This is a genomic window from Vibrio sp. GJ43-1 (assembly GCF_055808835.1).
On the sequence record NZ_CM147884.1, the window covers coordinates 2,555,835 to 2,580,629 of the forward strand.

Annotated in this window: 15 protein-coding genes and 4 pseudogenes; 9 read left to right on the forward strand and 10 right to left on the reverse strand. The window is 44.7% G+C overall.

Annotation, left to right across the window (positions count from 1 at the left end):
* Nucleotides 1–3: 3 nt before the first annotated feature.
* Nucleotides 4–828, reverse strand: a complete 825-nt coding sequence (locus tag AC0L66_RS12255) for a hypothetical protein (RefSeq protein WP_473567503.1) — start codon at nt 826–828, stop codon at nt 4–6.
* Between the two features lie 398 nt (nt 829–1,226).
* Between AC0L66_RS12255 and AC0L66_RS12260 the strand changes: the two are divergent.
* The 3 genes and pseudogenes from AC0L66_RS12260 (at nt 1,227) to AC0L66_RS12270 (ending at nt 6,598) form a co-directional block, all read left to right on the forward strand.
* A pseudogene (locus AC0L66_RS12260) lies at nt 1,227–2,778 on the forward strand (DUF3360 family protein).
* A gap of 265 nt (nt 2,779–3,043) precedes the next feature.
* Nucleotides 3,044–5,320: a formate C-acetyltransferase gene (gene pflB / locus AC0L66_RS12265; protein ID WP_265675048.1), complete on the forward strand. Its 2,277-nt coding sequence runs from the start codon at nt 3,044–3,046 to the stop codon at nt 5,318–5,320.
* Nucleotides 5,321–5,591: 271 nt separating this feature from the next.
* Nucleotides 5,592–6,598, forward strand: a pseudogene (locus AC0L66_RS12270) (lipid A deacylase LpxR family protein).
* Between the two features lie 78 nt (nt 6,599–6,676).
* Here AC0L66_RS12270 and AC0L66_RS12275 read toward each other — a convergent pair.
* Nucleotides 6,677–8,557: a methyl-accepting chemotaxis protein gene (locus AC0L66_RS12275; RefSeq protein WP_473567505.1), complete on the reverse strand. Its 1,881-nt coding sequence runs from the start codon at nt 8,555–8,557 to the stop codon at nt 6,677–6,679.
* A 258-nt stretch (nt 8,558–8,815) separates the two neighbouring features.
* On the opposite strand from AC0L66_RS12275, the gene pflA reads away from it, so the two are divergent.
* From pflA to AC0L66_RS12300, 5 genes are all read left to right on the forward strand, one after another.
* On the forward strand, nt 8,816–9,556 hold the full coding sequence (gene pflA / locus AC0L66_RS12280; protein ID WP_265675046.1) for a pyruvate formate lyase 1-activating protein: 741 nt from the start codon (nt 8,816–8,818) through the stop codon (nt 9,554–9,556).
* 183 nt (nt 9,557–9,739) lie between these two features.
* Nucleotides 9,740–10,240 carry a YfbU family protein gene (locus AC0L66_RS12285; protein WP_265675045.1) on the forward strand — a complete coding sequence of 167 codons (501 nt, stop codon included), beginning with the start codon at nt 9,740–9,742 and terminating at the stop codon, nt 10,238–10,240.
* Nucleotides 10,241–10,516: 276 nt separating this feature from the next.
* Entirely contained in the window at nt 10,517–12,451 is a 1,935-nt protein-coding gene (locus AC0L66_RS12290; RefSeq protein WP_265675044.1) for a PrkA family serine protein kinase, read from the forward strand.
* A 79-nt stretch (nt 12,452–12,530) separates the two neighbouring features.
* Nucleotides 12,531–13,802, forward strand: coding sequence for a YeaH/YhbH family protein (locus tag AC0L66_RS12295; RefSeq protein WP_265675043.1), 1,272 nt, complete (start codon nt 12,531–12,533; stop codon nt 13,800–13,802).
* Nucleotides 13,803–13,814: 12 nt separating this feature from the next.
* A complete protein-coding gene (locus AC0L66_RS12300) occupies nt 13,815–15,347 on the forward strand; it encodes a SpoVR family protein (RefSeq protein WP_265675042.1) in 1,533 nt (510 codons plus the stop codon).
* A gap of 98 nt (nt 15,348–15,445) precedes the next feature.
* Here the strand turns inward: AC0L66_RS12300 and AC0L66_RS12305 are convergent, their stop codons facing one another.
* A complete protein-coding gene (locus AC0L66_RS12305; RefSeq protein WP_473567508.1) occupies nt 15,446–17,668 on the reverse strand; it encodes an NADP-dependent isocitrate dehydrogenase in 2,223 nt (740 codons plus the stop codon).
* A gap of 309 nt (nt 17,669–17,977) precedes the next feature.
* Between AC0L66_RS12305 and AC0L66_RS12310 the strand changes: the two are divergent.
* Nucleotides 17,978–18,693: pseudogene (locus AC0L66_RS12310) on the forward strand (pseudouridine synthase).
* Between the two features lie 43 nt (nt 18,694–18,736).
* On the opposite strand, the gene kdsB reads toward AC0L66_RS12310, so the two are convergent.
* From kdsB to AC0L66_RS12345, 7 genes and pseudogenes are all read right to left on the reverse strand, one after another.
* Complete coding sequence (gene kdsB, locus AC0L66_RS12315; protein WP_265675039.1) at nt 18,737–19,510, reverse strand: 3-deoxy-manno-octulosonate cytidylyltransferase; 774 nt, start codon at nt 19,508–19,510, stop codon at nt 18,737–18,739.
* A complete protein-coding gene (locus tag AC0L66_RS12320) occupies nt 19,510–19,689 on the reverse strand; it encodes a Trm112 family protein (RefSeq protein WP_250617016.1) in 180 nt (59 codons plus the stop codon). Before AC0L66_RS12320 ends, kdsB begins: the two co-directional genes overlap by 1 nt.
* Entirely contained in the window at nt 19,679–20,680 is a 1,002-nt protein-coding gene (gene lpxK, locus AC0L66_RS12325; protein ID WP_473567510.1) for a tetraacyldisaccharide 4'-kinase, read from the reverse strand. The genes AC0L66_RS12320 and lpxK overlap by 11 nt, the downstream gene beginning before the upstream one ends.
* Nucleotides 20,677–22,433 (reverse strand): annotated as a pseudogene (gene msbA, locus AC0L66_RS12330) (lipid A ABC transporter ATP-binding protein/permease MsbA). The gene lpxK and the pseudogene msbA overlap by 4 nt, the downstream one beginning before the upstream one ends.
* 32 nt (nt 22,434–22,465) lie before the next feature.
* Entirely contained in the window at nt 22,466–22,840 is a 375-nt protein-coding gene (locus AC0L66_RS12335) for a ComEC/Rec2 family competence protein (protein ID WP_473567512.1), read from the reverse strand.
* Entirely contained in the window at nt 22,812–23,237 is a 426-nt protein-coding gene (locus tag AC0L66_RS12340; RefSeq protein WP_473567514.1) for an MBL fold metallo-hydrolase, read from the reverse strand. The genes AC0L66_RS12335 and AC0L66_RS12340 overlap by 29 nt, the downstream gene beginning before the upstream one ends.
* Nucleotides 23,188–24,747 carry a ComEC/Rec2 family competence protein gene (locus AC0L66_RS12345; protein WP_473567515.1) on the reverse strand — a complete coding sequence of 520 codons (1,560 nt, stop codon included), beginning with the start codon at nt 24,745–24,747 and terminating at the stop codon, nt 23,188–23,190. Before AC0L66_RS12345 ends, AC0L66_RS12340 begins: the two co-directional genes overlap by 50 nt.
* Nucleotides 24,748–24,795: the final 48 nt, after the last annotated feature.

The following is a 24,795-nucleotide window of genomic DNA, read 5'->3' on the forward strand; positions in this document are numbered from 1 at the left end:
TCGTCATCTCACGAATTGGTTTTGGGGATGGGGGCTCTGCTTATCATACACATCTCCACCTTCTAGAATCGCGTAATGACTAAGGCTATTTAATTTTGTCCCTGTAGGGTTGAAGCCTGTCACTAACTTACGCTCCATACCAGGAAGTCCCGAAACAACAGGCAAGTCGATTAAGGTGCTCCCTTCTAAGACCTTCGCCCCTGAAGCACTTGTTTGAAACCTCGTTGCCCCAGAGCTATCGGGTGACACCGCAACTACGGCATCAGGGCTAACTGTATTTTCAAGAGCTAAACTACCCCTAAAGCACGCATTCCCACTCGGTTGTTCATTTCTCACTGCAATCGTCATGCTTTGCATCAATGACTTTTGTACGCCAAAAATATAGGACTCCCTCTCACCAGAAACTAAACCGCTAAGTTCCTCTAGAGCGACATAACCATTGTGTGGGATATCATCTTTTTTAATCGAGACGATGCCATTAGATGGAATATTGTCGATTATCTTATCATCCAGGACTTTGCCGTTTTCGTCATGAAATAAAATTCTAAAATTTCGGTCTGCCACTCTGGCAGCTATAACATTGCCATCAATGGCCTCATCATTGGCAAAAATTGCACAACCAGACTGAACTTTAGCACGTTCGACAGAATAAAGATCCACGATTTGCCATTGATAAACAATTGGTGCTGGCCCATTTGAGCCGCCACTATCACCGCCTCCACCGCCACACCCAACCATTGCTGTAGAAATCGCGGCAACAAGCGGCAACATTACTCTTTTTTCATCATTCTTTCCTAGCTGATTTTTTGTGCGGCAAAGCGCTGCCATGCCGTTCTATTACCTGATATAAAGCAAGGAATATGCCAAATGACGAGATTATTTTGCGTTTATTTTTACTTCGACTTAGTAAACCTGACTCATATTGTTAAGTTATGAAATTGACTTACGGTGAATGTTAACCAAGTGCGCAGATTCACACGCCGATTGTAATTTTCTTTCACATTATTTCTTAAAGTGATCAAGATCAATCAAGCTGTTAGCGTTGCTTGCTAGACTCAGCTCCATTGATATAGCACGAATAATTCGCCTATTACCAATGGATATCGTCTATTCTTAAGCACGCGAGTCGCGTGCAAGTATCCATTTTCATATTCAGCGAATGTATTCTTCTATCAAGCCAAACGACTAAAACACCAAACGACTAACTTTTTATATATGAGGAATCTATGTCAGACGCCGTCAATAAAGCGCATTCTGATTCAGATATTGAGACCAAAAGCTATCAAGAGCTTCATCGTCCTGCTTCTGAGTTTGCCAGCCGCTCTGAATACTTAGACCACGAACTTCAAATCATGAAGCCACGCCGCTATGGATTAAACCTTCCTGGCCGTGATTTCCGTTTTGAACTCGAAGATTTAGTACCTGCCTTGGCAGGTACTATTGGTATTATCGCAATGTATTCTGCGGTAATGATGTCTTGGGCTGATGGTTTAACCGCAGCATGGGACCACGTGAACCTTGGTAAAGAATTTGCCATCGAAGTCGCTCGTGTAGAGATGCTTATCCCTGCCTTGCTATTCTGTATTCTCGCTTCTGGCTTTTTTAACCCAAGAGCCAACTTAGCCAGTAACCACGGCCCAATGATTCCTTTGATTGGTTCAATTGCACTTGCGGGCGCTCACCCACTTGCGCTAGCAATCCTTCTTGGTGTGTTTGGTTTGCTCTTAAGCTATTTTAAGGGCGGGTCAAAACTGGTTAACCTCACCTCTCAAGGTACCACGGCGGTGGCTTGCTCATTTTCTTAGGTTTTACCGGAACCATGAGCCAAATTGGTTCAATTCAAGAATGGGCAGTCGGTCTTCAATCTGCAACGGTTGATGCGGGCAGCATGGGTTATGTTGGTCTGATTGTGCTTGGTATCAATATCGCCGTTTACGCTTACCTTGCTAAGATCAACATGCGTTGGTTAGCGATCCCAGTGTGTGCCGTTACCGGACTTCTAATTGCGCTTGGTCTAGGTGCTGGTTTCGACCTGACGTTTGAAACTGAAATGGGTCTTCCGAATCTAAACCCTGTTTACTGGTGGGGCAGCGAAACTGAAGGTTGGATGCTTGGTCTTCCAAATCTGCAGCACTTCATTGCATCTCTTCCATTTGCAATCCTAGCCGTTGCTATGTGGTCGCCTGACTTCCTAGGTCACCGTATCTTCCAAGAGCTTAACTACCCACGTAAGACTGAAAAAGTACTGATGGACGTTGATGACACAATGACTATGTGTTCGGTTCGTCAAATGGTCGGTACAGCGGTTGGTGGTGGTAACATCACATCATCGTGGGGTACTTATATGATCCCAGCAGCTATCGCTAAGCGTCCTATCCCAGCGGGTGCGATTCTACTTGGTTCTTTATGTATCATCGTAGCAATCCTTGGCTTCCCAATGGACGTTGCGGTATGGCCTCCTGTTATGCGGGTTGCGTTGTTGGTAGGTGTATTCCTTCCGCTACTTGAAGCCGGCATGCAGATGGTAAGAGAAACTAAAGACTCGCAAGCGGCCGAGATATCTGTATCTTTGCCGCTGTGGTTGCTAACCCTGTTCTAGCTTGGGCACTCACCATGTTCCTAGATAATAATGGACTCATTGGTGACAAAGAGCGTGCATCTCGTCTATCTTTTGTAGACAAAATCGTGATCCCTGTTGGCGTATTCGTCGTATGTTTGGTAGCAATGCTTGCTGTCGGTATGCTAGAAGGTCAGTACGGAATCCCTGCATTCTTGTAAAAATATAGTGATTTATTTGGGTAGTGAGCGTCACTACCCAAATTTTTATCAAACTTTTTTAAGTTTTATTGATTTAGTTTAAGTTTTACAATAAATTTTTAGTGTAGTCTTGATTTCAACGTGATGAATAACAATATCTATGATTAATCCGGTACTATGATTGACCATAAATATTTTTATTAATGTGTGTACTGGCTCTCCATTCGGAGAGCACTCGATATCCGAGAACAGTACGTGTTTTTTCTACTAACAAGGTAGGTATGTCATGGCAGAGCAATTTGCTAAAGCTTGGGAAGGTTTTGCGGCAGGTGAGTGGCAAAACGAAGTAAACGTTCGTGATTTCATCCAGAAGAACTATGCACCTTATGAAGGTGACGAAGAATTCCTAGTTTCTGAAGGTACTGAAGCAACTAACAAGCTTTGGGCTAAAGTAATGGAAGGTATCAAGCAGGAGAACGCAACTAAAGCGCCTGTAGATTTCGATACTTCTGTTATTTCTACCATCACTGCACACGATGCAGGCTACATTGAGCAAGATCTAGAAACTATCGTTGGTCTTCAAACTGAAGCGCCACTTAAGCGTGCAATCATCCCTAACGGTGGCGTACGCATGGTTGAAGGTTCTTGTAAAGCATACGGTCGTACTCTTGACCCTATGGTTTCAAAAATCTACTCTGAATACCGCAAAACACACAATGCTGGCGTTTTCGATATCTACACGCCTGATATCCTAAAATGTCGTAAGTCTGGTGTTCTGACTGGTCTTCCTGATGCATACGGTCGTGGTCGTATCATTGGTGACTACCGTCGTGTGGCACTTTACGGTATCAACTTCCTAATGAAAGACAAGCAAGCTCAATTTGCTTCTCTTCAAGAGCGTTTCGAAAACGGCGAAGACCTTGCGGCAACCATGCAACTTCGTGAAGAAATCTCTGAGCAACATCGCGCACTTGGCCAAATTAAAGTTATGGCTGAGAAATACGGTTTTGACATCTCTGAGCCAGCTCAAACTGCTCAAGAAGCTATCCAGTGGACTTACTTCGGCTACCTAGCTGCAGTTAAATCACAAAATGGCGCGGCAATGTCTCTAGGTCGTACTTCATCTTTCCTAGATATCTTCATCGAGCGTGATATTGCTGCTGGCAAAATCACTGAAGTTGAAGCTCAAGAAATGATTGACCACTTCGTAATGAAGCTACGTATGGTTCGTTTCCTACGTACGCCTGAATACGATGAGTTGTTCTCTGGTGACCCAATCTGGGCAACAGAATCAATGGGTGGTATGGGTATCGACGGTCGTACACTAGTAACACGTACTAACTTCCGTTTCCTAAACAGCCTATACACTATGGGTCCTTCTCCAGAGCCAAACATCACGGTTCTTTGGTCTGAGCAACTGCCTGTAGGCTTCAAGAAGTTCTGTGCGAAAGTATCTATCGATACGTCTTCTATCCAGTACGAAAATGATGACCTAATGCGTCCTGACCTAGGTTCTGACGATTACGCGATCGCTTGTTGTGTATCGCCAATGATCGTTGGTAAGCAAATGCAGTTCTTTGGTGCTCGTGCTAACCTTGCTAAAACAATGCTTTATGCAATCAACGGTGGTGTTGATGAGAAGCTGAAAATGCAAGTTGGTCCAGTTGGCGACAAGATCACTGACGAAGTACTTAACTACGATGACGTAATGGGTCGTCTAGACACATTCATGGATTGGCTAGCTAAGCAATACGTGACTGCGCTAAACAGCATCCACTACATGCACGATAAGTACAGCTACGAAGCGTCTCTAATGGCACTACATGACCGTGACGTTCGTCGTACTATGGCATGTGGTATCGCAGGTCTTTCTGTTGCTGCTGACTCTCTGTCTGCAATTAAATACGCAACAGTGAAACCAGTTCGTGACGAAGATGGTATTGCAATCGACTTCGAAATCGAAGGCGATTACCCTAAATTTGGTAACAACGATGCACGCGTTGATGACATCGCATGTGAGCTTGTTTCTACGTTTATGGGCAAAATTCGTTCACTTAAGATGTACCGTGACGCAATCCCGACTCAATCTATCCTAACTATCACTTCAAACGTGGTATACGGTAAGAAGACAGGTAACACTCCAGATGGTCGTCGTGCTGGCGCTCCTTTCGCTCCTGGTGCTAACCCAATGCACGGTCGCGACGAAAAAGGTGCGGTAGCGTCATTGACTTCTGTTGGTAAACTGCCGTTCGCTGACGCACAAGATGGTATCTCTTACACTTTCTCTATCGTTCCTAACGCGCTAGGTAAAGAAGAAGACAGCCAACGTGCTAACCTTGCAGGCCTAATGGATGGTTACTTCCACCACGAAGCTGGCATTGAAGGTGGTCAACACCTTAACGTGAACGTTCTTAACCGCGGTACTCTTGAAGACGCAGTTAAGCACCCTGAGAATTACCCTCAGCTAACCATCCGTGTATCTGGTTACGCCGTTCGCTTTAACTCTCTGACACCAGAGCAGCAAGCAGACGTAATCGCACGTACGTTTACTGAATCTCTATAACTACGTCTCTGTCTGTGCAGCTAAGCCTGTATAGATAAGTGTTATAGTAATTGAGATAAAAACCTCGCTTCGGCGAGGTTTTTTTATGCCCGTCGTCTCATCATGATCGATATGACCTGTCAATCTCATTGAGTAAGGATTGTTTACAATTTCCTCTATGTCATTGATAACGTTTTCACTACATGATCACTGACCGCCTCTTCACAAACGTGTCACTATCGTCTTAACTTATTACATCTCTACACGTCGTATTTGAAGAGAGTGACCGATGATGAACTACCTCAAAGCCATACCTTTTGCCTTGTTAACGACGAGCATTCCGTTATTAGTCAGCACTCATGCGCTATCTTCCGAACGCTCAACCGTTTCATTTTCTATCGACAACGACGGTGTCTTTGGCACCGATGAAGATTATACCAATGGTATTTTCCTCTCTTATACCTCTGGTTCCATTACGCCCTATTCAATTTTTCGCCCTCTTAGTATTAGCTATTGGGGGGCGTCATCACTAGACAAATTTGAAGTTCAACTCGGTCACAAAATGTGGACACCATCAGATATTAACGCCACAGAGCCCGTTGCAAATGATCGGCCGTATGCGGGCTATTTCCATACCGAATTTAACTACATCAGCCTTCACCCTCAGCAAGCACAACGCGTTAATCTCACAGTTGGTGCAACGGGTGAGAGTTCCTTTGCCGATCAAGCTCAACAACTCGTACATTCTATTGTGGGTTCCACTGAACCGCAGGGATGGGAGTATCAAATCGAGGACAGATTTGCTGGCAGTCTTGGTTACCTCACTCACCTAAATTGGAAGCGAGTCCCCGCCGTTGGTTTGACATCTTGGGAGATATCCAATGTAACCGAAGCCAATATTGGCAATTTTAGAAGTGATATTTCCGCCTGAGTGCGATGTTTCGTTGGGGAACCGACCTAGGCGGAAATTTTGGCTCAGCGAATATTCATTCAGAAAACCCGTTTAAAGCTGGCATGATTGGCGCTTCTAAGCGCGGCTGGTTTAGTTACTTTGGCATAAAAGCTCGATACCGTTTCAACGATATGACGATTCAAGGGAATCGCCCTGGCATTCCAGAGCCTAGTGAGGCATACGACATCACTCTACAACCATGGCAAGCAGAAGCGACGTTGGGTATCGCATGGTATAACCAATACGTTGGTGTAAGTACCTTTATCGCCTCTAAGTCAGCCGAATACAACGAAGCAAAAAAGTCGATTTACGGCAATGGTGGGGTGTCTCTGTTTGCTTTTTCCTAGCCCAAAAAAATGAGCTCGAACACATTTGTTCGCGCTCATTTTTTATAGTGACAATAGTCACCCATTTAAATGTTGTCACTACACCGTCTTAAAGCGCTCACAATCTTGATAGAGTTCAGTAGAACGTTTATCCACCACATCACTGGTTTGCTTCAGATGCTGATTGCTCTGCTCTAAGTCACTCATCGACTCGCTAATTTGCGACATATTGCTTGCCATCGACTGAGACGTCATCGCGAGCTCTTTCACGGACGAAAATATCACTTCCGTCTGGGCACTCGCCTCTTGCGCTTTGTTCATAATCTCTTCAAGTGCCGATTTGGCTTGGTTACCTTGTTCGCGCCCGGTCTGCATTGAAGTACCGGATTGCGCGATAAACTGAATGACCTCCGAGCTTTCACGTTTCATGGTGTTAATCGTGTCTGAAATTTCTTCGATCGCTTGAACGGTTCTCACCGCAAGGCTCCTTACTTCATCAGCCACTACCGCAAAACCCCGTCCTTGCTCACCCGCTCTTGCTGCTTCAATGGCTGCGTTAAGCGCCAATAAGTTGGTTTGCTCTGCAATCCCATTAATGATGTCCATCACGGAGTCGATTTTCTGCGACGCTTGCTCTAATTGGCCAATATGTGCCGCTGCCTCATCCAATATACTCGCCACCTGCTCAAACGAAGCGATCGTTTCCACAATCACTTCTCCACCAGCTTGTGCCGACTCTGCCGATGATTTACTGATCGAGGCGACATACTCTAAAGAGCCCGAGATCTCTTGAGTCGTGACACTTACCTCTTCAGTTGCCGATGCAAGTTGCTGAGTTTGCGCCATCACTTGAGACTGATGTTGCCCAAGCTGCGTGATGCTGCTATCAAGTAATTCTGAGCTGGCTGATAATGACTGACTATTCTCTTTCACCCCGTCCACCAATGTGCCGAGATTGTTGCAGCTAATATTGATTGCTTGTTTGAGCTGATTAAATTCATCGCGATGATTACGAGTGATCGTCAACCGAGTGGTTAAATCTCCCTGCTCAATTTGTTTAAGTGCTGATAAAGTTTGCTTAAGTGAGCGAGATAGAGAGATGTTTAGGGCGAGAAAGATCGCCGTTGTGAATAATGCTAATAACGCACAAGCGATACCAACAGACATGCGTGTCATGCCAGACACCTTATCAGCCTCACTGGCAAGACTGGTTGCTTGCTGCCCAAGCAGTTCAGCTGCATCTGAAAAAGCCGCTAGTGTTGCTACTTGAGCGACGCCTAACTGCCCTTCCAATTGATTCAAGCCCGCGGATAATTCCACAATACGTGTAAAGCCAAGCTCAAGTGCTTGAACTTCCTTTTCATACAACTCCAACATGGCGTAAGCATTCGATGCATTAATAAAGCTAGCCAGTGCTCGCTTGAAGCCTTTTTCATTCTCAGCATTAGACTCAATCAGAAAGTCCTGCATGCTGGTCACCACCTTTTGAAAGTCTGCCGTCAACGTTACCATGCCTGTTTCTTTAATCGCAGCATCAATCTTGGCATTATACTGATGCATCTGACCCAGTAAGCCGTCATCCATAGAAAAGCCAAATTCCGATTTGAGCGTAATCCACGGACCGAGATCTTTAATAAACCGCGCCAACGCGACCGTCATTAGCTGATTTTGGTCTCCAAATCCGTGACGCTGTAGAAAGTCGCGATCCACATCGGCGCTTTGTTCCAACATTGCTAAACTCGTTTCAAAAGCGCCTCTTCCCTCCGCTGTCAACGTAGCGCGCCTATTAACGGTATCGAGCAACAATATTTGTGTCGATGCCATGTGTGCACTTGCCCGCTCCATATCGGAGCGACTGTCATATTTATTGTTTAAGCTAGTAAGCGCATAAAAAATATAGCTCACCAATATGATGAACCCTGCCCAAAGGGTGAGCATTGCCAGCGACGTTTTTTGTTTTTGAGATAAAGCAACTTCCATGTTATTCCCCTTACAGCAACCGTTTCTAAAATGGTGGCGAACCGTATAACACTCGATAAATCCAGCATATTTTGTTCTTGTTGGAAAACGGCGACCACAACTGACACTTTCGTTAACAACGCTATAACATATTTATTCAATGAGCAACAAGCAGATCCATTCATCGCTCAAGAGTATGAATGTCATCGCCAGTTTTGCTGTTGTGAAAGTGGGTTTTGTAATAAAATAACGGGTAAAAATAGTTATTAGAGAGAGCATATGTCAACTACTGGTCGCATTCACTCATACGAATCCTGTGGCACGGTCGATGGACCGGGAATCCGTTTCATTGTCTTCTTACAAGGCTGTCTTATGCGCTGCATGTATTGCCACAATCGTGATACATGGGATACACATGGTGGTAAAGAAGTCTCAGTAGATGAATTGATTGCTGAAGCGAAGTCGTACCGTCACTTTATGAATGCTTCTGGCGGTGGTATCACCTGCTCTGGTGGTGAAGCAATGCTGCAACCAGAGTTTGTGCGTGACTTTTTTAAAGCAGCACAAGCAGAAGGTATTCATACATGCTTGGACACCAACGGTTATATTCGTAAGCACACTGATGTGGTTGACGAAGTACTCGATGCCACTGACCTTGTCATGCTCGACATCAAACATATGAAAGATGAGATACACCAAGACTTCATCGGTGTTTCCAACCGTCGCACGCTGGATTTTGCTCGTTACCTACACAAAATCAATCAAAAAACGTGGATTCGCTACGTTATCGTCCCTGGCTACACTGACGATCCTGAGTCAGCGCATCTGTTAGGCGAATTCATTAAGGATATGGATAATATCGAAAAAGTTGAGCTATTGCCGTACCACAAATTAGGTGCCCATAAATGGGAAGCACTTGGCTACGACTACCCTCTTGAAGGCACTCAGCCACCATCAAAAGAAGTCATGGACACTATCCAAAATATTCTTTTGCAATATACCGATGTGGTTAAGTACTAACGACAGACCTACCCCAATAAAAAACGCGCGTAAAGCGCGTTTTTTTATCTCAATTTCGTGCTCAGATCATGTTCCTCTTTGGGGGGAAACTGGTAATCTAACTATCATTCAAATGTGGCTATTCAGAGAACTAACCTTGTTCAGCCACCTATAATAAAGACAAATTCTAGTGAGGCTCCAAAGATGGAAATGACTAACGCTCAACGTCTAATTTTATCAAACCAATATTACTTGATGGCAAAACTGAGCCCTGAGAGTGAGAATAAGTACAAAAGACTGCAAACTATCGTCGAACGTGGCTACGCGCTGCAAATGCGTGAGATGGACAAAGAATTTGGCTGCTTAGTTGAAGATGAATGTCGTGAGATTATCGACATCCTAGAAATGTACCATGCGATGCAAGAATCCAATAAAATGTTGGCAGAGAACGAGCGTAAAGATGTTGACCAACGTCGCTTACAGTTCTTGGGCTTTGACATCGCAAGTGAAGCGCAGCTCGTTCATTATGTTCGATTTTTAGTCGACTCAGAAGGTCTATACCCACAATTTGATAAAGCCGACCATCACTTTAACAGCCAAATGCCGATGCTTGAAAAGTACCGTCGTATGCTTGTCACATGGAAAAATTGCCCTCGCCAATACCACCTGTCGAGTGCTGAATTTAAGCAGATTTTTAACGCCTAGCTCCATATTTAAATGACATAAGCTGTCGTTGCCAACGCCCAGAATGCTTATTTCTGGGCGTTTTACGTTCTCCTACCCTAGCTTCCGTTCCTACAATCAAGACCCATGTTCAAACTTGAGACTTTTATTCATTTCCTGCCTCCATCATCGAAGATTTACAAATAAACACATAATTGCAAAGCAAAAATCTGAAAAGCCTACTAGTCTTTAAATTGACATGGAGTCGCATTAATTATGTGTTATCGGTCAGTTTTGCAGGTTTAAGGGGAATCAGCTATGAGTATTTTCGACCATTATCAATCGCGGTATGAAGCCGCCAAAGATGAAGAGCTATCAATTCAGGAATTCTTAGGTCTATGTAAAGACGACAAAAGTGCTTATGCCAACGCTGCTGAACGTCTATTGCTTGCTATTGGAGAGCCTGAAATCATCGATACTGCTCAAGACCCACATTTAAGTCGCCTATTCTCTAATAGGATTATATCGCGGTACAAAACATTCGAAGACTTTTATGGCATGGAAGACGCCATAGAGCAAATCGTGTCTTACCTCAAGCATGCCGCCCAAGGCTTAGAAGAACGCAAACAAATCCTATATCTTCTTGGTCCCGTAGGTGGTGGTAAGTCTTCACTAGCAGAAAAGCTCAAAGCACTAATGCAAAAAATGCCTATTTATGTGTTATCTGCAAATGGTGAACGCAGCCCTGTCAACGATCATCCATTCTGCCTTTTTGATGTCAATGAAGACGGAGACTTACTCAAGAGCGAATACGGCATTGAAAAACGCTATGTCCGCTCGATCATGTCCCCGTGGGCCGCTAAGCGACTGCATGACTTCGGTGGCGATATTACCAAATTCAAAGTCGTCAAAGTCCGCCCTTCAATTCTCGATCAGGTCGCTATCGCTAAAACCGAACCAGGTGACGAGAATAACCAAGATATCTCATCACTTGTGGGTAAGGTTGATATTCGACAGCTTGAGCACTTTTCACAAGATGATCCCGATGCATACAGCTATTCAGGCGCTTTATGTCGAGCAAACCAAGGTCTGATGGAATTCGTAGAGATGTTCAAAGCGCCAATTAAGGTGCTTCATCCCTTACTAACCGCTACTCAAGAAGGCAATTATAACGGTACTGAGGGGCTATCAGCATTGCCTTTCGATGGCATGATTCTCGCCCACTCAAACGAATCAGAGTGGCAAACCTTTAGAAATAATAAAAATAACGAAGCCTTTTTAGATAGGGTTTATATCGTTAAGGTTCCGTACTGCTTAAGGGTTTCAGAAGAAGTAAAAATCTATCAAAAACTTCTGGAACACAGTGAGTTAACTAAAGCACCATGCTCACCAAGCACACTCGAATTGCTGGGTCAATTCAGTGTTCTCTCGCGACTAAAAGATCCTGAGAACTCTTCACTATTCTCTAAAATGCGCGTGTATGATGGTGAAACATTAAAAGACACCGATCCAAAAGCCAAAAGCTACCAAGAATATCGAGACTATGCTGGTGTCGATGAAGGGATGTCCGGACTGTCGACGCGATTTGCGTTTAAGATACTGTCCCGTGTATTTAACTTCGACCAGACTGAAGTGGCAGCAAACCCCGTTCACCTGTTCTACGTGATTGAGCAGCAAATTGAACGAGAGCAGTTCCCACAAGAAGTGGGAGAAAAATATCTCGAGTTCTTGAAAGGTTACTTGGTACCTCGTTACGTAGAATTTATCGGCAAAGAAATTCAAACCGCCTATTTAGAATCCTACTCTGAATATGGTCAAAATATCTTCGACCGCTATGTGACGTATGCTGACTTCTGGATTCAAGACCAAGAATACCGCGATCCAGAAACTGGCCAGCTATTTGACCGCTCTTCTCTTAATGAAGAGCTGGAAAAAATTGAGAAAACGGCGGGGATCAGTAATCCAAAAGACTTCCGGAACGAAATCGTTAATTTTGTACTACGTGCAAGAGCAAATAACAACGGCTCGAATCCGGTATGGACGAGTTACGAAAAATTACGCACTGTGATCGAGAAGAAAATGTTCTCCAATACTGAAGAACTCCTTCCCGTCATCTCTTTCAACGCCAAAACGTCATCAGATGACCAACGAAAACACGATGACTTCGTGAATCGTATGATGGAAAAAGGCTACACCGAGAAACAAGTAAGGTTACTATCTGAGTGGTACTTGCGCGTTCGTAAGTCCTCTTAAATACACCGAGCTTTATGACGCAGTCCCGAGCTAAAGCTCGGGTTCTGCTTGGTGAGAGGAATACAGGGAGTAACAGCTCATGTCGCAATTTATCGATAGACGCCTAAATGGTAAAAATAAAAGCGCGGTGAATCGACAACGATTCCTACGTAGACATAAACAAAAAATCAAAGAGTCCGTCACAGACGCGGTCAACCGCCGTTCTATCACTAACACTGAAACGGGTGAAGATGTCTCGATCCCCAATACTGATATCAATGAGCCAATTTTTCATCAAGGCCAAGGCGGCTTGAAGGAGCGGGTCCACCCTGGTAACGACCAATTTATTACCGGAGACAAAATAGAACGCCCACCGCAAGGCGGACAAGGAGGCGGTGCAGGTCAAGGCGACGCGAGCCAAGATGGTGAGGGTCAAGATGAGTTTATCTTCCAAATATCCAAAGATGAATATCTCGACATTCTCTTCGAGGATCTAGCGCTTCCAAACCTTAAAAAGAACCAAATTAACAAAATCAAAGAGTGGAAAACACACCGCTCGGGCTATCAAACTGCCGGGATGCCTTCTAATATTGCCATCGTGCGCTCATTACAGCAATCACTCGCAAGACGCACTGCAATGACGGCGGGTAAACGTCGCTTAATCGACGAATTAAACGAGCAACTCGATAGCATTAAAATGAGCGAACCCGCTCAGCCCATCGAAGAACGTCGTATCAAAGAAGAGATTGCTCAGCTTCGCAAGAAAATTGAAAGTGTTCCCTTTATTGATACCTTCGACTTGCGCTTTAAAAACTACGAGAAACGCCCAGTGCCCTCTAGCCAAGCCGTCATGTTCTGTTTGATGGATGTCTCAGGTTCGATGGATCAGGCCACAAAGGACATAGCTAAGCGCTTTTATGTGTTGCTCTATTTATTCCTTACTCGCACTTATGAAAACGTTGAAGTGGTATTCATCCGCCACCACACACAAGCCAAAGAAGTCGACGAGCATGAATTTTTCTACTCGCAAGAGACAGGTGGCACCATCGTATCCAGTGCACTTAAACTGATGCAACAAATCGTACAGGAGCGATTCCCTACTGAACAATGGAACATCTATGCCGCTCAAGCTTCTGATGGGGATAACTGGGCAGATGACTCGCCACGCTGTAAAGAATTGCTCGTCAATAGTCTACTACCCGCATGCCAGTACTACTCTTATATCGAGATCACTCGCCGCACGCATCAAACCTTGTGGCATGAATATGAAAAACTCGAAAATGACTTCGACAACTTCGCAATGAAAAATATTCGCTCTGTCGAAGATATCTTCCCAGTGTTTAGGGAATTGTTTCAGAAAGAGACAACATAGGGAGATGTATCTATGACAACTAAAGCCAAAACATCATCAAAAGTGTTGCCTGACGGTCCAGATTGGACGTTTGATTTGCTTGAACGCTATCACACCGAAATAAAGCGCGTCGCGGCCTTTTATAAACTTGATACCTACCCTAATCAAATAGAAGTCATCACATCTGAGCAAATGATGGATGCCTACTCGAGTATTGGTATGCCCATCAACTATAACCACTGGTCATTCGGTAAGAAGTTCATACAGACTGAGCAAGGTTACAAACATGGTCAAATGGGCTTAGCGTATGAAATCGTCATCAATTCTGATCCTTGTATTGCTTATTTGATGGAAGAAAACTCAGTGACCATGCAAGCGTTAGTCATGGCACACGCGTGTTACGGTCATAACTCATTCTTCAAAGGAAACTATCTATTTCAAACTTGGACGGATGCCAGTTCCATTATTGATTATTTACTATTTGCTAAAAACTACATTTCTGAATGCGAACAAAAGTATGGGGTTGAAGATGTAGAAAGAACGCTCGATTCTTGTCATGCATTAATGAACTATGGTGTTGATCGCTATAAGCGTCCTGAAAAGATTTCAATGGCGGAAGAAACCATTCGCCAGCAACAACGTGAGGCTTATTTACAATCTCAAGTGAACGAGCTGTGGCGCACTGTGCCGAAAAACCGCGAAAAAGAATCCGAACAAAAAGTTCTATTCCCAAGCGAGCCACAAGAAAACATCCTCTATTTCATTGAAAAAAATGCACCTTTGCTTGAGCCATGGCAACGTGAAATTGTTCGTATCGTCAGAAAGGTAAGTCAGTATTTCTATCCTCAAAAGCAAACTCAAGTTATGAATGAAGGCTGGGCAACGTTCTGGCACTACACGATTCTTAATCATCTCTATGATGAAGGCTTGGTCAGCGACAAATTTATTCTAGAATTTCTGCATAGTCACACCAGTGTGGTCGCACAACCTGCCTATAACAGCCCTTACTTTAGCGGTATCAATCCATACGCCCTTGGATTTGCCATGTTTAGAGACATAAAGCGCATCTGTGAAGAGCCAACAGATGAAGACAAAGAATGGTTCCCTGACTTGGCAGGCAGTGATTGGCTGGAGTCCTTACACTTCGCCATGCATAACTTTAAAGATGAAAGCTTCATAAGCCAGTATCTGTCACCAAAGTTAATGCGAGAGTTTAAACTGTTTTCTATTCTTGATGATGATAGAAAGAACTTTATTGAAATTTCGGCTATACACGATGAATCGGGTTACCGAAAAATACGTGAAAAGTTAGCGGCGCAATATAACCTCAGCAACTTAGAGCCCAACATCCAAGTCTATAATGTCGATGTTCGTGGTGATCGTTCTCTCACTCTACAACATGTCCCCCACAATCGAATTCCATTAGATAAAGGGTACGACGAAGTGCTTAAGCACCTCTATCGACTTTGGGGCTTTGATGTCATTTTAGAAGAAGTAAAAGAATCTGGACGACGAGAGATCCTGGCGACTTGTCCAAAACGCGAGGCTTACAATTCGAGTATTTGACCACCATTAATTACAGCAAAATAAAAAAGCGGCTCCTATAAAGGAGCCGCTTTTACTGCTGAACGTTAACTGTCTAAATCGTTAATGAACCTAAATGGTTACGAAACGATAGCATTCAACGTTGCGCTTGGTCGCATCAATGGTGCCACCAATGCATCATTAAGTAAGTAATACCCACCTAAATCGCCAACAACGCCTTGCGCGGCATTCAGTTCAGAAACAATCACACTTTCGTTAGAAGCCAGCTGCTCTGCAATTGGAGCAAATTCATTCGCCAGTGCTGCATCTTCAGTTTGTAGCGCCAGTGCTTGAGCCCAGTAAAGAGCCAAGTAGTAATGTGAACCACGGTTGTCCAACTCACCCACCTTACGTGACGGTGACTTGTTCATGTCTAAGAACTGCCCTGTCGCTTGATCCAGCGCTTTAGCCAGTACGTTCGCACGTTCGTTGCCACTGACTGTACTCAAGTGCTCTAGAGACGCTGCTAGCGCGAGGAACTCACCTAAAGAGTCCCAACGTAGGTGATTTTCTTTTTGAACCTGCTGTACGTGCTTAGGCGCGGAACCGCCAGCGCCAGTTTCAAATAAACCACCGCCATTCATTAATGGAACAATCGACAACATCTTCGCAGACGTGCCCAATTCTAAAATTGGGAACAAATCCGTCAGGTAATCACGTAACACGTTACCAGTTACTGAAATGGTGTCTTGGCCTAGTTTAATTCGGTCAAGAGAGAAAATGGTCGCTTCAAGAGGTGCAAGAATGCGAATATCCAAACCATTCGTATCGTAGTCAGGTAAATATTGGTTTACCTTTTTAATCAACTCTGCATCGTGAGCGCGCGCTTCATCTAGCCAAAATACGGCAGGTACACCTGTCGCACGAGCACGTGTCACAGCTAGCTTAACCCAATCTTGAATCGGAGCGTCTTTAACCTGACACATACGGAAGATATCGCCCGCTTCTACTGCTTGCTCAATCAATACTTGACCTTGTGCGTCAACAACAGACACAGTGCCTTCACCATCAAGAATAAACGTCTTGTCGTGCGAACCGTACTCTTCTGCTTTTTGCGCCATCAAACCAACGTTTGGCACACTACCCATGGTAGTAGGATCAAACGCACCGTTCTCTTTACAGAAGTCAATCACAGCTTGATAAATGCTTGCATAGCTGCGGTCAGGAATCAGTGCCTTGGTATCTTGCTGTTTACCATCCGGTCCCCACATTTGACCAGAAGATCGAAGCATTGCGGGCATAGAAGCATCAACGATGATGTCACTTGGCACATGAAGGTTCGTGATACCTCGATCAGAGTCAACCATCGCTAACGGGGGTTGTGTCTCGTAGACGGCGGCTAAATCGGCTTCAATTTCTGCTTTTTGCGCCGTTGGTAGTGACGCAATCTTAGCGTACACATCACCAATACCATTTCGAACATCGACACCTAACTCATTAAATAGAGCACCGTGCTTTGCGAATACTTCTTTGTAATACACTTCAACTGCATGACCGAAAATGACAGGGTCTGACACCTTCATCATTGTCGCTTTCAAGTGTAGAGAAAGTAAAACACCTTGCTGTTTTGCTTCTGCAATTTGCGCTTCAAAGAACGCGACCAGTGCCTTCTTATTTAACACCGACGCATCAATAATTTCACCAGAGAGTAATGATACTTTCTCTTTTAAAATCGACACTTCACCGTTAGCAGAGGTGAACTGGATTTTGACATCCGTTGCTTGATCAATCGTGACTGATTTTTCGCTACCGAAGAAATCTTTATCTGCCATGCTAGCAACATGGGATTTTGAATCTTTTGACCACGCCCCCATTGAATGCGGGTTTTTCTTGGCGTAGTTCTTTACTGATAATGGTGCGCGACGGTCTGAGTTACCCTCTCGGAGTACTGGGTTTACCGCACTGCCTTTAATCTTATCGTAGGTTGCTTTCACCGCTTCTTGCTCAGCTGAGCCAGGCTCTTCTGGGTAATCTGGTAGCGCATAACCATTGGCTTGTAGCTCTTGAATGGCTGCTTTTAATTGCGGAATAGAAGCTGAGATATTAGGCAGTTTGATAATGTTTGCTTCTGGCGTCGTCGCCAATTCACCTAACTCACTAAGCGCATCACCAATTCGCTGCTCTTCTTTCAAATTGTCAGGGAAGTTTGCAATAATGCGCCCTGCTAATGAGATATCTCTCGTTTCAACATCAATCCCAGAAGACGCTGTGAATGACTGAATAATCGGTAGTAGTGAGTACGTCGCAAGCGCTGGCGCTTCATCAGTAATCGTGTAAATAATGGTCGGCTTTTCTGTAGGCATGAAATTTCCCTATCGTTCTAATTGGGCAAGGTTACCCTTATCAATTAACGCATACCGAAAAAGGCAGCGTAAACGTTGTAACTGTACCAACAAGCCTCATACTGCACCCAATGTGGTGCATAAATAAGCAATCAGAGGCTTTTAGTTCAGTTAAACGAAATCCTAAGCAACTATAATTAAACAAAAATGAGCAATTAGTCTATTATCTTGTGCATTAATCCTGTTTTTGAGCGCGCTCATGATAGCTCAAAACAGCGGTAGACAAAACTAAAGCACACAGTTTGTTTACATTTTTGCAGGGTAGTTAACATGACATTTAAAACAACACGTGAACCATCTAAGTCACGTGCCGCGACTAAATCAACACGTTTCAAACAATCCACTGGGCAATCGACATCCTCTCATCGTCGACCATCGCGTCGCCGAAAAACGGAAGACGTGAAACCAAAAGTGTCTATTGCTGAGCGAAAGGTCATCATTTTTAACAAGCCTTTTGATACGCTCAGCCAGTTCACCGATGGTGATGGACGAAAAACACTGGCCGACTTTATCCCTATTAAAGATGTTTATGCAGCAGGAAGGCTGGACCGAGACAGTGAAGGACTGCTTATTTTAACTAACGACGGCATCTTGCAGGCTCGCTTAACTCAACCGAATTCGAAATCGGAAAAAACTTATTGGGTTCAGGTTGACGGGGCTCCGTCAGAAGATGATATTCAAAAACTAAGAGATGGCGTGACACTTAAAGATGGACCAACACTACCCGCTAAAGTGACACGTATGGATGCGCCCGATGTCTGGGAACGAAATCCGCGCAGGTAAGATTTAGAGCGAATATCCCAACAACATGGCTTTCGATTACCTTAATTGAAGGGCGAAACCGCCAAGTTCGTAGAATGACGGCTAATATTGGTTTTCCAACGCTTCGCCTAATTCGCGCTTCTATGGGGCAGTTTACGCTGAGTAATTTGCAGCCGGGTGAATGGGAATTACTTCCTGCCGATCACCCAGCGCTAATTCGTTAACTGCGTCGTAGAAAACGGCACGACGTCATAACGGTGTAAATGTTTAGTTTGAATCGCCCGCCGTTAACGAAGCCACTAACTGACGAACATGCTCAAGGTCCTCCGGTGTGTCCACCCCTGCCGGAGGCGCTTGTAACGCCACATCAACATGAATTTTTTCACCGTACCAAAGTACTCTCAGCTGCTCTAAACATTCCACTTTCTCTAATACACTTGGTGCCCAAGACACATAAGTGTTAATGAACCCAGCACGATAGGCATAAATACCAATATGTCTAAGTAGAGGGTGAGCTGGTGATTGTTTAGGATCTTGGCTATAAGCGTCGCGATCCCACGGAATAGTGGCGCGACTAAAATACAGCGCATAGCCTTGTTCATCCGTGACAACCTTAACGGCATTAGGGTTGAACGCTTCTTGCTCGGTCTCAATACGAACACCTAACGTCGCCATTGGTGCCGTGCTTTGCTGCAAATTATTCGCAACTTGCGCAATAATTTCGGCTGGTATTAAAGGTTCATCCCCTTGCACATTAACAACAATATGCTCCGGTTCTATTGCCATTAATTCAACCACTTCAGCCAAACGCTCTGTCCCTGACTCATGGGTTGGAGAGGTCATACACACTTCTGCGCCAAAACTTTTTGCAGCTTGCTCAACACGCGGGTCATCGGTAGCAATAATGACTCGCTTGGCGCCCGACAACATCGCTTTTTCATAAACATGCTGAATCATCGGCTTACCCGCAATATCTGCCAGAGGCTTGCCCGGTAATCGCGACGACTCGTAACGCGCTGGAATAATGACTGTGAATGACATTATCGCCCCTCTTCCATCGCCATCGTTCGTGCTTCTGGCTCCAACAATACTGGAATGCCTTCCTTAATTGGGTACGCTAGTCGGTCTAACTTACAAACCAGTTCTTGTTTGTCTTTATCGAACGTCAGCTTACCTTTGCAAATAGGGCACGCTACAATTTCCAGAAGTCTATGATCCATAACTCTCTATAACCTTTCTAATTTTTATCAGTATTTCTTCGCTATCGTGGTTGGTAAAATTTGCAGATACTGGTAAGTACCACCAATTTTCATGAGCGAAGTGTCGACATTTTACTGCATCTTTTTCTGTCATAATGACATTATCAACACCTTGCTCTAATGCAACAAGCTGTTGTTTATCAAAATCTTTATGGTCGGCAAAGCCCTGTTCGCGCGCTAGATTTGCCCCCAATTGATTTAACGTAGCAAAGAACCGTGGTGGATGTCCAATACCGGCGAATGCCGCCAGAGTACCCAATTCATTCACTGCTACTTTCTTTCCAGATAGTAGATTCACCGCCAACGTTGGCTCTAAGGTAAAGACTTTCTCATTCGCCTGCTGTGAGCCCCCGCCATTGGTTACGATCAAATCGACATCTTGCAGTCGAGAAAGCGGTTCTCGCAAAGGACCCATGGGTAATAACGCCTCGTTACCAAAGCGACGCTGTCCATCAACGACAACAATTTCGAATGCTCTGTCTAATGCGTAATGCTGTAAACCATCGTCGGTAATCACCACATCCACACCCAAACGTTCTAATTCTTGCACGGCATGTGATCGAACAGGATCAACGATAACGGGTACACCAGTACGCTCAAAAATCAATTTTGGTTCGTCACCACAATGCTGTGTCAACGTCTGCTTATCAACGCGCAGAGGATACCGTGGGGACTTAGCACCGTAGCCACGCGACACGACGCCGGGTTTAAAACCAAGATTGGCGAGCTGCTCTACCAGCCAGATCACCATCGGTGTTTTACCATTCCCACCCGCGGTAATATTACCCACCACGATAACAGGTAAGGATGAACGGTAAACCGGTTTCTTGCCTTGATGATAAGCCCGCTTGCGCCTTGCCGTGATCACGCCATACAAGTGGCTCAATGGCCATAGCAACACCCACAAAACAAAACGCAGTGGGTGCTGTTCGAACCAAAGTTTTTCAATCACGAATGATCACCAAACTGAATACGGTGTAGCTGAGCATAAGCGCCTTGATGAGCGATCAATGTCGCGTGATTGCCGCGCTCTATGATTTCGCCTTCGTCGACAACTAAAATCTCATCCGCTTCCTCAATAGTTGAAAGACGGTGAGCAATGACCAAGACCGTTTTGTCCTTTTGCAATTCATCAAGAGCCGATTGAATCGCACGTTCAGATTCCGTATCGAGTGCAGACGTCGCCTCATCTAGAATCAGAACTGGCGCATCCCGTAACAATGCTCGTGCAATCGCGATTCGCTGACGCTGACCTCCAGAAAGGCTAGCACCATTTTCACCAATCACTGTATCCAAACCATGCTCTAAGCCATCGATAAATTCCATGGCATGGGCTTGTTTTGCGGCGTGCTCTATTTCTTCACGGCTATATTTCCCTTGCGCCGCATAAGCGATATTGTTAGCAATCGTGTCGTTAAATAAGTGGACGTTCTGCGAGACGAGCGCAAAATGTTGACGCAAATTAGTGAGCTTAATGTCATCGATTTTGTGACCATCGAGCGCAATATGTCCGCTATCAACATCGTAGAAACGAGTGAACAGATTGGCAATGGTACTTTTGCCTGATCCTGAACGCCCCACTAATGCGATAGTTTTACCTGCCGGTAAATCAAAACTGACATTGCGCAGCGCTGGCTTCTCGGTGCCTTGGTAGGTAAAGGTAATATCATTTACGCTAATGTCACCTTTAACAGATTGTAATTCTGTTGTGCCGTTATCTTTTTCAGTATCAAGATCAATCAACGCAAATAATGTTTGGCTCGCTGCCATGCCTCGTTGGAATTCAGCGGTCACGCCTGTTAACGCTTTTAGTGGGCGCATCAGTGAAAACATGGCCGAAAAAATAACCGTAAACGTACCTGGTGTTAATTCGCTGCGTACCGAATCAAAGCTCGCCAAATACAATACCGACACCAAAGCCAATGACGCGATCATTTGAATTACAGGGTTGGCAATCGCTGAGGCCGCCACCATTTTCATGGTCTGCTGACGCATTTGGTTGCTCATACTGTCAAAGCGTTGGCCTTCAACCTCTTGACCACCATAGGTCAAAACAACTTTATGCCCTTTTAACATTTGTTCTGCGGACGTGGTCATTTCTCCCATCGAGGTTTGCATGTTGCGGGAGATTTTTCTAAAGCGTTTCGATACAAATCCAATCGCCCAAGCGACAACTGGGGCAACAACAATCAGTACTAAGGATAACTGCCAGCTACTCCAAAACATCAGGAACAACAACCCAATAATACTGGCACCCTCTCGCACAATACTCACCAAAGAGCGGCTCGTTGCACCTGCGACTTGTTCTGAGTCATAAGTAATACGTGAAAGTAATCCACCCGTTGATTCCTTATCAAAAAAGGAAACCTAAGCATATGCATAAAATGACTGAATATCTTTCTACGTAACTGCATCACCACATTACCGGATACCCAGCTTAAACAGTACGTCGATACGAAGCCACTCAAACCCCGTATAAACATCATGCCAATAATGATCAGTGGTAATACTTTAAGAAAATTAGATTCAACATCACCAAACCCTTCATCTAGAAGTGGTTTCAGCAAAGAAAGCATGTAAGTATCTGCCGCCGCGTTGATCACAAGCGCGATAATGGCAACCGTCAACCCAGTCTTGTACTCACGGATATACAACCACAAACGCTTAAAGGTCTGCAGCGTGGTTTCATCTTGATTTAGTGACATAATTCTTCAATCATTTTCATCTTAATTTTCTTTTATTCTACTCCGCTTCTTAACATCTGCCTATACCAAGGGGCGAGCTTATCGCCTCTGAGAGTGAAAGCGCTCACTTCTTGTGCACTAAATGACAAATTCACTTGTCCCGCTGAACCCGTGTCGTACCATTTGGCGCCATTTTGTAAATATCGAGCCTTGACATCTGGATTGGGTAGATTCCATCGCCCAGCAAAACGCGTCGACGCTATAGCATGTTGAGTATTAATTCGATTTAACAGCCATTCCGACGACGATGTTTTACTGCCATGATGCGGAACCAGCATCGCATCTAGATGTAGCAAAGGCAGATTACGAGCGAGCAGGATTTCACTAATTTGATCAATATCACTGGCAGAATAGCACCTGGTGCTCACGAGATTGCCCCTTAGGTGCGTAAGTCATGAGCACAACACAAGAGTGTGGATTATAAGCACGTGATACCAGCTTAGGCGGCCAAAGCGCCTCAAACGTTACCTCCTCCCATTGCCACTTCTCGCCTGCGATACACGGTTGCTCCGTCGCATCAGCATCCGATTTTCGAACCCACTTTGGTTGCCATTGCCGTTGTAAATTTACGGTGCCACCAGCATGATCATTATCGGCATGACTCAAGATAATGCCTTCGAGTGCGTTCACCCCTAACTGAGCAAGTGTGGGGGTAATTAGACGCTGAGCAATGCTAAACCCCGCCATTTCTATACCAGTATCATAAACCACCGCGTCATTGCCTTGCTGAACAATGACGGCTAGCCCATGACCGACATCCAACACAACTACTCGAAAATGATGCTTTTTCTCTGCCTCTATCCATAAAAAAGAGCGCCATCACTGCAATGATGGCTACCCAACGCTCCGTTACCCATTGCCAGCATAAACCCGCTGCAATGACGAATAGAATAGGCAGTACATAATGAGGTTCCAACTCTACCCAGAACCAACTGGAATAAGACATCGCCTTAATCACCACGGATAATAATGGGTCCATCACCAAGTCATAGAGGCCAATATCGTCGATTCCCATCATTGCTGCGACTACGCTAAATACTGTCATTAGCAATAAGGCAGGCATAACAATAAAGCTGAACCAGGGCACAAAAATGAGGTTGTATAGCGCACTCCCCAGTGACGCGCCATTAAACACAATAATCAACAATGGCAAAAACAACACCGCCAGTCCGATATGAAATAACAAACCACTGCGTATCTTCCCTGCTTCAATATACTGAGGTTGTCTTAAGTAAGCCGCTAACACCACTAACGCACTCACCGCATAATACGACAACCAAAAACTCATACTTGCGGATGAAAATGGCAACACTGTCAGGACCAGACCCGCGCTAAAAAGTAACATGGCGACGGCATCGGCTTTGATGCTTCGAGAGCAAATAATATAGAGCACCAACAACATCAGCAGCGCTCTAACCGTCGGAATGGGGAAATGCGCTAACGCCCCATAGAAACCAGCAAAAATAAAACCACTGACAACCGCTAGCCAAGGTTCTGAGGCAATGAATAACGCTATTTGTTCAAACCATCGCTTCTTGCCACTTCGACGCTCAATTTGGCTTTGCCGTGATAGCACACCACATAACAGTACAACGGCCCGGCCAACGAAGACGCCAATGGAAAAAATAATGGCGATATGAAGCCCAGATATCGCCATTAGGTGCGACAGTCCACTTTCGCGCAAACTGGCCCAATCTTCGGCGGTTAATTTAGAACGGTCGCCAAATATCAACGCTAAGTAATAACCTTGATAATGACTCGTCGATGTTGCGCGGTATATATGGTTGTAAATGTTCGACTGCCAGTGACGCTTACTCGACACCATACTATGAGCCGAATCATCAACCCTCGCTTGGGCAAGCAAGCCATGAGCAAAATAGTACTTTTCTTTGTCAAATCCTACCCTGTTCTTAACACCAATAATACGCTTTAACCTCACTGGCGCCACCACCCAAGCGCCGACGTCTACTGGCATAGAAAACTTAAGTTTTATTTTCGGTCGATAAACCAAGTTAATCGACTCACCGTTGACGCTAAAAACCGTCACGTCCGCCTCATAACCTTGACTTATTTGTTTAAAATAGCTGTCAACTCGCGCTTTTATGGTAATATCTGTGCCGAATCGAAAAAGCGCCTCTGTTTGGCTCTTGAGAAGATTCCCTTGAATTAATGCCACGGATAGTGCGATGAATCCCGTCAACAATATAAATCGACGCTTTATCAGCAAGGCGAAACTGATTAAGGATACAGGAATCAACCAATAGATAGTCGGCATCACAGGCCAAAAAGTTGCACTTATTAAAGTTAGGGTGTAAACCAAAGG

Excerpts from the sequence above, each read along its gene's own strand:
- AC0L66_RS12255 (WP_473567503.1), bottom strand. The coding sequence starts at position 828 with ATGGCAGCGCTTTGCCGCACAAAAAATCAGCTAGGAAAGAATGATGAA.
- pflB (WP_265675048.1), top strand. The coding sequence starts at position 3,044 with ATGGCAGAGCAATTTGCTAAAGCTTGGGAAGGTTTTGCGGCAGGTGAG.
- AC0L66_RS12275 (WP_473567505.1), bottom strand. The coding sequence starts at position 8,557 with ATGGAAGTTGCTTTATCTCAAAAACAAAAAACGTCGCTGGCAATGCTC.
- pflA (WP_265675046.1), top strand. The coding sequence starts at position 8,816 with ATGTCAACTACTGGTCGCATTCACTCATACGAATCCTGTGGCACGGTC.
- AC0L66_RS12285 (WP_265675045.1), top strand. The coding sequence starts at position 9,740 with ATGGAAATGACTAACGCTCAACGTCTAATTTTATCAAACCAATATTAC.
- AC0L66_RS12290 (WP_265675044.1), top strand. The coding sequence starts at position 10,517 with ATGAGTATTTTCGACCATTATCAATCGCGGTATGAAGCCGCCAAAGAT.
- AC0L66_RS12295 (WP_265675043.1), top strand. The coding sequence starts at position 12,531 with ATGTCGCAATTTATCGATAGACGCCTAAATGGTAAAAATAAAAGCGCG.
- AC0L66_RS12300 (WP_265675042.1), top strand. The coding sequence starts at position 13,815 with ATGACAACTAAAGCCAAAACATCATCAAAAGTGTTGCCTGACGGTCCA.
- AC0L66_RS12305 (WP_473567508.1), bottom strand. The coding sequence starts at position 17,668 with ATGCCTACAGAAAAGCCGACCATTATTTACACGATTACTGATGAAGCG.
- kdsB (WP_265675039.1), bottom strand. The coding sequence starts at position 19,510 with ATGTCATTCACAGTCATTATTCCAGCGCGTTACGAGTCGTCGCGATTA.
- AC0L66_RS12320 (WP_250617016.1), bottom strand. The coding sequence starts at position 19,689 with ATGGATCATAGACTTCTGGAAATTGTAGCGTGCCCTATTTGCAAAGGT.
- AC0L66_RS12345 (WP_473567515.1), bottom strand. The coding sequence starts at position 24,747 with ATGCCGACTATCTATTGGTTGATTCCTGTATCCTTAATCAGTTTCGCC.